Consider the following 9,858-nt stretch of genomic DNA (forward strand, 5'->3'; position numbering starts at 1 on the left):
GGGCGGGGGCGTGAGCTGCGTCACAGGGTGTCACAGGGGGCGGGTGGGCGGTGTCTTGGGGTCGAAGCCCTGCGCTGACGACCTGCACGACGCCGAACCGCGCACCGCCCATCACACGAGGGGACCCCATCATGACCAGACCGACGAAGGCCGCCGGGACGACCGGCGGCGCCTTTCTCCGGGGCGCGGCCGCCTTCCAGACGCTGACCCTCTTCTTCCAGGCGGTCACGGCGGGCCTGCTGCTGAACTCGTCGCAGGCCTATCTGGTGCACGACATCGGATCGAAGGTGATGTACGCGGCCGCCATGCTGTACGTGCTCGCCACGGTCCTGGCCTGGCGGCGGGGCGGCGGGTCCCCCCGCCCCGTCCTGTTCTCGACGGGTCTGCTCGTCCTCGCCTCGGCGCAGGTGGCGCTGGGGATCGCGCACGTGCCCTCGGTCCATGTCCCGCTGGGTGTGGTGATGTTCGCCCTGAGCACGCTGGCCCTGGTCCGTTCGCTGCCCCCGCTGGCCCGCCCGGCCCACTGAGGCCCGCGGGGTGTCACCGCGGGGCCCACCAGGTGGACGGGGCGGCGGCGGTGTAGCCCAGGGACTCGTACAGGGGCCTGCCGAGCCGCGAAGCGGTGAGGGTGGCCGGGAGGTCCGGCAGGTGGGCGAGGGATCCGAGCATGACGGCGCGGCCCACGCCGCGCGAGCGGAAGGACGGCGAGGTGGCGATCCAGTAGTGGCTCGCGACGCCGTCGTCCACGACGCTGACGCCGGCGCCCGCGGGGGCGCCGTCGCGCAGGGCGACGAAGACGTCCACGCCCGGCTGCTCGATCAGCGCCGGCGGGAAGAGCTCGCCGGCGCGGTGGGGTTCGAAGTCGGTGAGTTCGAAGCCCTCGATCACGATCCGCTCGGCCGCCCGGAGGTCCTCGGGGCGCTGCACCCGGATCACGTCCGGGACCGGTTCGCCGGCGGGCGCCGGCGGGCGCAGCATGACCGGCATCTGCCAGTGGCGCAGCCCGAGGTGGCCGAGGTCGGTCGCGCTGAAGGGGTCCTCGGCCCGCACCGGGCCGGCGGCCCGGCCCGCCAGCGCGGACAGTTCGGCCCGTTCGTCCGGGTCGAGGTCCGGTTCCTGGATCAGGATCCGCAGGCCGGCGCGCTCGTCGCCGTCGACGGCGAGGAAGCCGCGGCGCCGGATCACCTCGTGCCCCCGGGCCCGCCCGGTCGCGGCCCAGAAGGCGGCGGAGTTACGGGCCTGGCGCAGCGGCGCCTCGGCCGGGGCGAGGGGGGTGGGTGATGTGGTCATGGCGCCTACCGTAGTCACCAAGTGCCGCCCTGACCGGGCCACTTCGGTGCGCGTCGGCGCTCACCGGTCCATCAGGGCCGCCACGCCGTCGAGGATGCGCTCCAGGCCGAAGTCGAGGGGGTCGGCCTCCCGGGGGGCGAAGGCGCCGGTCGCGACCGCCTCGGCCAGGGCGGGGTAGCGGTGCTCGTGGCGGGCCAGGGCCTGGGCCGTGAGCCGCGCCCACTCCTCGCTCTCCGCGGCGTCGTGGTCGACGTCCTGCTGGGCCACCGCGCGGACGTGGCCGACGAGGAGCAGAAAGGTGTCGTGGCGCTGGGCGGTTGACAGGCCGGTGCCGTCCAGGGCGGCCAAGGCGGCCTCCAGCCAGTCGAGTTGGCGCGGGCCCATGATCCGGCGGCGCATGCCGGTGGCCGTGAGGATCCAGGGGTGGCGGCGGTACAGCGCCAGGCACTGGCGGGCCCACGCGGTCAGCCGGGGGCGCCAGCCGGCCGGGAGGTCGCCGAGCGCGGGCGGGGGGCCGATCGCGAGGTCGACCATCAGGTCGACGAGTTCCGTCTTGCCGGGGACGTACCGGTAGAGGGCCATCGCGGTGACGTCGAACTCCTGGGCGACCCGGGCCAGCGAGACCGCGTCCAGCCCTTCCGCGTCGGCGATCGCGACGGCCGCCTCCGCGATCCCGGTCGCGGTGAGCGAGGGCTTCGGGCCCCTGGCCGGCGGCTCCTCCTCGCCCCAGAGCAGCGCGAAGCCCGCCTGCGCGCCGGTCTGCTTCCTGGGCTTCCTCGCGGCCATGCCGCCTCCTCCACCGATTCCCGTTGACAGCCCTCCGGAACTGTTTATAGCGTAAAGCCGTCACTGCTTACGCCATATACAGTTTCTGGGAGCCGTCGTGATCGCCGCCGTCGCCGCCACCTCCGCCGCCGCCCTGCTCGCCGCGCCCGCGGCCCTCCTCCTCGGCCACCGCGCCCTCGGGCGGGCCCGCAACGCCTCCCGCATGGCGATCACCACCCCGAACGGCGTCGACGAGCAGGGCTTCGTCCGCATCGGCGGCATCGAGCAGTGGATCTCGGTCCGCGGCGAGGACCGGACCAACCCGGTCCTCCTGGAGCTGCACGGCGGCCCCGGCGCCTCGACCGCGATCTTCGGGGCCCGCACCCGGTCCTGGGAGCGGCACTTCACGGTCGTCCGCTGGGACATGCGCGGCACCCTCAAGACCCTGGGGCGCAACGGCCCCGAAGGAACAGGCGAGTTGAGCTTCGAGCGGCTGTACGCGGACGCCGTCGAGGTCACCGACCACGTCCGCGCCCGCCTGGGCGTCGACAAGGTCGTCCTGCTCGGCCACTCGTACGGCAGCGCCCTCGGCCTGCGGCTCGCCCGCGCGTTCCCCGAGCGCTACTCCGCGTACGTCGGCACCGACCAGAACATCCACGACGCCGGCCGCGACGACTCCGTGCACCGCGCCCTGCTCGCCCGGCTGCGCGCGGCGGGGAAGCGCCGGGAGCTGGCGGCGGTCGAGGCGCTCCACCCCGACGAGCGGCGCTGGACCGCCCGCGAGCGGGCCACGCACGCCAAGCTCCTCGCCACCAGCGACCCGCTCACCCTCGACACGATGAAGAGGACCGTCATGGGCTCGCTGTGGCTCTCGCCGCGGCACTCGCTGCGCGAACTGCGCCTGTTCCTCCGGGGCATGAGCCTCTCGGAGCCGGTCGCCCAGGGCACCGCGGGGTACGACGACTGGGCGGACGGGACGGACTTCGCGCTCCCCTTCTTCGTCTTCCAGGGCGAGAAGGACGTCCTCACGTCGCCGGAGCTCGCCCGCCGCTTCTTCGACGACGTCCGGGCGCCGGTGAAGGGCTTCGCGCTGATCGAGGAGTGCAGCCACTTCGCCGCGTTCCGCCGGCCCGAGCGGTTCCTGGAGCTGCTCCTCACCCACGTGCGCCCGGTCGTCACCCGCGCGTCGGCCCACGCCTGACGCGGCCGGGCCCCGGGCCGGCGGCCCGGGGCCCGCGTCCGGCGGCGCGGTCACGCCGGTGCGACGTGGAAGGTGATGCCGTCCGCCAGGGCCTCGCAGCGCCGGACGGCCTCCGCTCGGGTGGGGGCGGTGGCGAAGACGTAGCCGCGGTCGGAGGAGAGCAGCGAGTCCATCGCCGACACCTCGTCGCCCACGTGCTTGCCGATCACCGCTCCGGCGTCGTCCGCCGCGAAGTCCTTGAGGTACGGGATCATGTGCGGGGCGCGTTCGCCGGCCGGGACCCGGCGGACGGGGACGGGCAGCTCGTCGGCGCCGGTGATCGCCGTGATCCGGCCCGGGGCCGCGTCCAGGAAGCGGATCGCCGCGCCCCGCTTCGGCTCCGGCGCCGTCTCGGGCAGCCGGTCGATGCCCAGCGGCACCGTCATGAACAGCCTGGCCGGGTCCCAGCCCGTGGCCCGGTGCACCATCTCGGGGATGCCGGCGCCCGACAGCCGGTTGTGCGTCTCCAGGAGGCGCGGCCCGGCCGGGGTGAGGACGAACTCGCTGTGCGAGGGGCCGTCGGTCAGGCCGACCGCGTCCAGCACGCCCGCGGTGACCCGGTGGAGCTCCGCCAGGTCCGGCTGCGCCGCGTCGCTGGGGACGCTGCACTCCCACTCGACGAAGTGCTCGTTCACCCGGTACTCGCTGACCCCGAGCACCACGTGGCGGCCTTCGTGGGAGAACGCCTCGACGCTGACGACCGGGCCCTCCAGGTACTCCTCGGCCAGGACGCCGCCGTACCCGAACTCCTCGATCTCGCGCACGGCCCGGGCGGCGCCCTCCGCGTCGCTGACCACGTTGATGTGCAGGCTGCCCGCGCCCTGGCCGGGCTTCAGCACGATCCGGTCGCCGACCTCCTCCAGGAAGGCGACCGCCTCGGCGGCGCTGTGGACCCGGCGGTGGCGCACCGGGCTCAGCCCGTGCCGGTCCAGGGCCTGCCGGGTGAGGGCCTTGTCCTGGATGATCCGGGACACCTCCGGCGGGGTGCCGGGCAGACCGAGCTTCTCGTTGACCTCGCCGACCGGCACGGCGGACAGCTCGGTGGTGGTGAGGATCCGGTCGAACGGCTGGGCCTCGTGCAGCGGCCGCAGCAGCTCCAGGAGCGCGGCGGTGTCGGTGATGTCGCAGGTCAGGACAGAGACGCAGTGCGCCTCGGCCTCGGCGCGGTCGAACTGTCCCTCGGTGTGGACCAGGGTGACGTCGATGCCGAGTTCCCTGGCTCCGTGGACGGGGGCGGGACGGCCGCCGACGACGGCGATACGGGGCCGGGTGTGCCGGGTGTTCATCGCGGGGCTCTCTCCGGTGGTGGGGGATTCCAGGGGGGCGCTGCTCAGCGGGGTGCTCGGGTGGACCTCGCGCTCGACGCGCGGCAGGATCTCGGGGAGGTAGACCTGCCGGATGGCCGCTCCCTCGCCGTGCGCCTCCCAGTGGGCGCGGCTCGCCCAGCGCTCGACGAGGACGAAGCGGAGCGGGTCCGCGTCCGAGCGGTACGCCTCCCAGGAGACGCAGCCGTCCTCGGCGAGGCACAGCGGCCGCATCCGGCGCAGCGCGTCGGCCACGGGCCCGGCGTCGGCGGGGTCGGGCACGCGGACGATGACGATCAGGTCGAACACGGCGGTCTCCCCCGCGGCGGTCGGGTCGGACATGAGGGCGGGCATCGGGTCGGACATCGGGTCGGGCATCAGGCGGTCTCCTCCGCGGCGGCGATCCGGACGATCTCCGGCAGCCAGCGGCTCACCGGGGCGAGGTCGACGCCGAGGGCGAGCGCCCGTCCGGCGTCCATGCCGAAGTCGGCCGGGCAGGAGTAGGGCGAGAGCGCCGGGTCGCCGGCCGGGTCGTCCTTCTCCACGACGGTGGTGGCCTTCCCGGTGGCCCGCTCCACGGCGGCGCACACGTCGTAGACGTCCGCCGTGTCCGGGGAGGTGATGTTGAAGGTGCCGGGGAGGTCGGAGGTCGCGGCCCGGGCGAGGAACGCGGCGACGTCCGGGGCGTGCACCAGCGACGTACGGCCCGGGCGGGCGTGGGCCGTGACGGGCTCCCCGGCGCGGGCGCGGTCGAGGTGGAACCGCAGCCGTCCGGTGAAGTCGTCGGTGGCGGCGAGGACATGGGCGACGCGGGCGACGGTGACGGGCACCGCCGCGTGCCGCACCAGGGCCGCCTCGGCCTGCCGCTTGCCCTCGCCGTAGTTGCGGCCCACGAAGTCGAGGTCGTGCCACGGCAGTTCGGTGTCGTACGCGTACTCCTCCGGCCGGAGCTCGTCCTCGCGGGCGAAGGCGCTCATGGGCGGCGCCGGGATCCGGTGGCGGAAGGTGTCGGCGTTGTACACCTCCATGCTGCTGGTGAGCACGAACCGGCCCGCGCGCCCGCCGAAGGCCGTGGCGGCGTCCAGGGCGGCGGCCGGGGTGTAGCACGCCTGGTGGACCACGGCGTCGAACCGCTCACCGGCGACCGCGGCGGCCAGCTCGCCCGGCCGGCCGACGTCGGCGGTCAGCCGCCGCACGGCCGGGCCGAACGGGTCGGCCGTGCGGCCCCGGGTGACCAGGGTGACCCGGTGTCCCTCGTCGATCAGCCGCCGCACCAGCAGCTTCCCGAAGAAGCGGGTGCCTCCGATGACACAGATCTCAGCCATCTCTCTCGCCTTCTCGCCTTTCTCGTCCGTCTTCTCGTCCGTCTTCTCGCCCGCCCGGAGCGGGGGTTACGCCGTGACCGGCTCGGCCGACGGGGACTCCGTGTCCTCGGTGTCGCCGGAGCGGTCCTCGTCGCGGCTGACGAAGCAGACGACGGCGCAGAGCGCGGCCACCGCGGCCGCCACGTACCAGTTCGCGCCCGGCAGGTCGGCCGAGACCGACACGTCGAACATCACGCCGGCGAGCAGCGCGCCGGCCATGTTCCCGGCGCTGCGGAAGAAGTGCATGGCGCCCATGGCGCGGGCGAGCTGCTGCTCGGGGACCTTGCGGGAGACCCACATGTCGAAGGAGGGCACGAAGAGGATCTCGCCGAAGACGACGACGAAGCAGCCGGCGACGACGGCCCACAGCGCGGCGGGTCCGGAGCCGAAGAGGGTGAAGGCGAGGGCCATGGCGGTCAGGCCGATGCCCATGACCACACCGGGGCGCAGGTGCTTGATCGCCAGCTTGAAGACCGGGTACTGGAGGACGAGCAGGCTGAGTCCGGTGATCCAGAACGGGGCGGAGGGCGCCCACTGCGGCACGTACTTCCCCATGTGCAGCGGGATGCCGACGACGAAGCAGAGGGAGAGGAACCAGAACACCGCCGACAGCAGGAAGTAGCGGGTGGCGCCGCCGACCTCGACGGACCTGAGCCCGGCCAGGCTGAACAGCGGCGCCCGCTCGGCGCCGGCGTCCTTCCGCGGGGCGGCGGTCCCGTCGGCCTGGAAGCCGTCGCGGGGGATGAACAGCGAGGCCGACAGGCAGAAGCCGAGGAAGAGCACGAAGACCGCGGTGAACACCACGCGCAGGTCCATGCCGAGGAGCAGACCGCCGGCGAGCGCGCCGCCGAACAGGCCGACCTGCGCCGACATCTGGAAGGTCGAGAACGCCTTGGCGCGCTCGTCCTCCGGGTACGACACGAGGATGTTCTTCAGGCCGGGGAAGGCGGTGCCGGAGCCGAAGCCGATGAACAGCGCGAGGAGGCTGTAGACGGCGACGCCGCTGGTGAAGCCCATCAGCCCCAGCGAGACCGCCTCCAGGCCGGTGCCGACGAACACCGCGCCGCGGATGCCGAGCCGGTCCGAGATGCCCTCGTAGGAGAAGGTCGCGGCCAGCCGTCCGACGTACGTCATACACATGACCACGCCGGCCCAGAAGCCGCTGTCGCTGTCACCGAGCGAGGCCACCAGGATGGGGAACCAGATGAAGTTCCCGATGTGGGCGAGGAAGATCCCCGCGTTGAGCCCGAAGAGGGCGCTTCTGCGCTCGCTGGTCACAGGCTTGCCTTTCCTTTCGAGGGGGCCGAGCGGAGCTCGGCGATGGTGCGGGCGAGGGCGGCCCGGTCGATCGGCACGCCGTTCACGACGGTGGCCAGGGGCAGCGCCGACAGCGGGCCGCCGGCGGTGTGGAGGTTGAAGGTGGCGGCGGCCCCGGCCCGCAGCGGCTGCTCCGCGGCGCGGACGCCGCTCAGCTCGTCGAAGTGGCGGCGGCCGGTGACGGTGGCCTGCCGGCGCAGCTCCTCCGTCAGCCCCTCGTCGTCCCCGGCGAGCAGGGCGAGCTCGCTGAGGAACGAGTAGCCGTGGTAGGCGCCGAGGTTGCCGGAGTCGGTGCCGATGAGGAGCTCCCCGCGCCGCAGGGCCGCCAGGGCGTTGCGGCGCATGTCGGCGAGGGCCGCGGTTCGGGTCTCCTGGCAGCCGTACTCGATGCCGAAGGGCTGCTCGACGGTGCGGACGAACTCCAGGTTGTGGGGGTCCTGGGTGTCGAGGAAGCCCTCCCGGCCGTACTCGGCGAGGAACTCCTCCCGGGTCATGATCATCGAACGGAGTCCGGCGAGCGTGGAGACGAACCGGGCGCCGTCCAGCTGCTTCCAGTCGGCGTCGTCGAGGGTCCGGTCGCGCACGGTGTGGGCGAAGAGCCGGAAGCCGCACTCGTACGCGAAGAGGGTCTCCTCCAGGGTGTTGCAGTCGACGACCGCGGTCACCCCGCGCTCGGCGGCGATCCGGGCGGTGAACCGCAGCACCCGCTCGGAGAGCCGGGAGAAGCGGACCGGGCTGCCGGGCTGCTCCGTGCCGTCGGTGAACATGACCTTCAGGAAGGTGCCGCCGCGCTCGGCGTTGGACCGGAGCGCGTGCTCCAGGTCGGCCTCCACCGCGAGCATGTGGACGGGGGCGGGGAACTCCACGCCGTGGCCGTTGCGTCCGGCCGCGTCGGTCATCGCCGTCACCGCGTACCCGCAGTGGACGATCTCGGGGTACGGCCACGGGGACGCCTCCCGGCCGGCCCGCCAGGCGTCGTCCACCAGCGGGAAGCCGAACATGTCCACGACGTGGGTGACCCCGTGGTACAGGTACTGGAGGGCGACGATCCGCGGGTCGTCGACCGAGTCGTCCCAGTTGGCGGGGAGCGAGACGTGGGCGTGGGTCTCGGTGTAGCCGGGCCACAGCTCGGGCTCCGAGCCGGTGCGGCGGCCCGCCGGGGTGAAGGCGGTGAACACGCCGTCCTCGGCCGTCACGTCGAACAGCGCCTCGTCGTCGAGGACGGGGATCGCGACCCCCCGCACGGTGAGGGTCCCCGCCTCCTGCCGGATCGGAGCGGTGGTCACCGGGCGACCTCGACGCCCATGCGCAGCTCGATCCGGCCCAGGGCCTCCTCGCAGCGCTCGTTGACCTGCTCGCGGCCCTCGCCGGTGAAGATGAGGTGGCCGATCCAGTCGAAGTTGCTCTTGGCGAGCCGGTCGACGGCGGTGCCGGGCTTCTTGTACGCCTGGGCGCTGTGGAAGCCGGGCAGGTCGGCGAGGGCGTCGAAGCCGATGGACTCGACGGTGCCGGCGATGGGGGCGCCGAACCAGTGGCCGCCGGCCGTGGTGCCGCCGGGGAAGGGGAGCTCGGGGCGCTCGCCGAGGGCCTGCCGGATGACCTCCAGGTAGGCGTCCACGCCGGAGGAGATCTTCATCAGGGTGGGCACGATGCCGCCGATGAGCCGGCCGTTGACCTCGCAGAGCACCGGGCCGTCCGCGCCGAGGAGGAACTCGGTGTGGATGAAGCCGAAGTCGACGCCCAGCTCGTTGAGGACCTGGGTGGTCATGGCGAACAGCTCGTCCTGGAGCGGGTGGCCCTCGAAGTAGGTGGCGCCCATCTCGATGAAGTGCGGGAAGCCGCTCAGCGGGCGGTCGGTGAGGCCCAGGTTGACGACCTCGCCGCCGGCCAGCACGCAGGACTCGACGGAGATCAGCTCGCCCTCGACGAACTCCTCGATGAGGATGTCGGGGATGCGGACGACACCGCGCCCGTAGTCGGTGACCCGCTCCAGCTCGGCGAGGTAGTCCTTCAGGTCCTGCTCGTCCTTGAGGTGGAGGACGTGGAGGCTGGCGGTGCCGTCGGACGGCTTGACCACGCAGGGGAAGCCGACCTCGCGGACGGCGGCCTCGACCCTGGCCGGGTCGTCGACGTGCGCGAAGCGGGGCTGGCGGACGCCGGTGCCGTCCAGGGTGAGGCGGGTGCGGTGCTTGTGCCGGGCGTTGAGGGCGCCGTCGACGCTCATGCCGGGAAGGCCGAGGGAGCGGGCGACGGTGGCCGTGTGCACCGTGTGGTACTCGCTGTAGGTGGTGACGCCGTGCACCGGGTTGGCGGCGTGGATCTCCTTGGCGAGCCGCTCCAGCTCGTCGATGGAGAACGCCTGGGCGCTCTTGACGACCTGGCAGCGGGGGTGGGCGAAGGCGTCCTTCGCGAGCGGCGAGGCGGCCAGGTAGAAGTCGGGGTCGGCGGAGACGAGCGTGACGTCGTGGCCCAGCTCCAGGGCGTTGGCGATGCCCTGGATGCCGTTCGGGTTGCACTCGATCATCAGGATGTGCATGGCGGAACTCCTTGCGGACGTGGGTGGTTGGGGCGCGGCGCG

Annotated in this window: 9 protein-coding genes; 2 read left to right on the forward strand and 7 right to left on the reverse strand. The window is 73.4% G+C overall.

Annotated elements, in window-relative coordinates:
* Positions 1–131: 131 nt before the first annotated feature.
* Positions 132–527: a hypothetical protein gene (locus IF73_RS0127240; protein WP_031012677.1), complete on the forward strand. Its 396-nt coding sequence runs from the start codon at positions 132–134 to the stop codon at positions 525–527.
* A 13-nt stretch (positions 528–540) separates the two neighbouring features.
* Here IF73_RS0127240 and IF73_RS0127245 read toward each other — a convergent pair whose 3' ends face one another.
* Both IF73_RS0127245 and IF73_RS0127250 read right to left on the reverse strand, forming a co-directional pair.
* Positions 541–1,290 (reverse strand): GNAT family N-acetyltransferase, encoded by a 750-nt coding sequence (locus IF73_RS0127245; RefSeq protein WP_031012679.1) that lies wholly within the window; start codon positions 1,288–1,290, stop codon positions 541–543.
* 60 nt (positions 1,291–1,350) lie between these two features.
* Entirely contained in the window at positions 1,351–2,076 is a 726-nt protein-coding gene (locus tag IF73_RS0127250; RefSeq protein WP_051717362.1) for a TetR/AcrR family transcriptional regulator C-terminal domain-containing protein, read from the reverse strand.
* Between the two features lie 97 nt (positions 2,077–2,173).
* On the opposite strand from IF73_RS0127250, the gene IF73_RS0127255 reads away from it, so the two are divergent.
* A complete protein-coding gene (locus IF73_RS0127255) occupies positions 2,174–3,256 on the forward strand; it encodes an alpha/beta fold hydrolase (RefSeq protein WP_031012683.1) in 1,083 nt (360 codons plus the stop codon).
* A 50-nt stretch (positions 3,257–3,306) separates the two neighbouring features.
* On the opposite strand, the gene IF73_RS0127260 is transcribed toward IF73_RS0127255, so the two are convergent.
* From IF73_RS0127260 to IF73_RS0127280, 5 genes are all read right to left on the reverse strand, one after another.
* Positions 3,307–4,977, reverse strand: a complete 1,671-nt coding sequence (locus tag IF73_RS0127260; RefSeq protein ID WP_234338358.1) for an antibiotic biosynthesis monooxygenase — start codon at positions 4,975–4,977, stop codon at positions 3,307–3,309.
* Positions 4,977–5,924 carry an NAD-dependent epimerase/dehydratase family protein gene (locus IF73_RS0127265; protein WP_037880630.1) on the reverse strand — a complete coding sequence of 316 codons (948 nt, stop codon included), beginning with the start codon at positions 5,922–5,924 and terminating at the stop codon, positions 4,977–4,979. The genes IF73_RS0127260 and IF73_RS0127265 overlap by 1 nt, the downstream gene beginning before the upstream one ends.
* A 66-nt stretch (positions 5,925–5,990) precedes the next feature.
* Positions 5,991–7,241, reverse strand: a complete 1,251-nt coding sequence (locus IF73_RS0127270; RefSeq protein ID WP_078868283.1) for an MFS transporter — start codon at positions 7,239–7,241, stop codon at positions 5,991–5,993.
* Complete coding sequence (locus tag IF73_RS0127275) at positions 7,238–8,566, reverse strand: hydrolase (RefSeq protein WP_234338359.1); 1,329 nt, start codon at positions 8,564–8,566, stop codon at positions 7,238–7,240. The genes IF73_RS0127270 and IF73_RS0127275 overlap by 4 nt, the downstream gene beginning before the upstream one ends.
* Positions 8,563–9,816: an ATP-grasp domain-containing protein gene (locus IF73_RS0127280; protein ID WP_031012691.1), complete on the reverse strand. Its 1,254-nt coding sequence runs from the start codon at positions 9,814–9,816 to the stop codon at positions 8,563–8,565. The genes IF73_RS0127275 and IF73_RS0127280 overlap by 4 nt, the downstream gene beginning before the upstream one ends.
* Between the last annotated feature and the right edge of the window lie 42 nt (positions 9,817–9,858).

It is taken from the genome of Streptomyces sp. NRRL F-5727 (genome assembly GCF_000719555.1).
Lineage (GTDB): Bacteria > Actinomycetota > Actinomycetes > Streptomycetales > Streptomycetaceae > Streptomyces.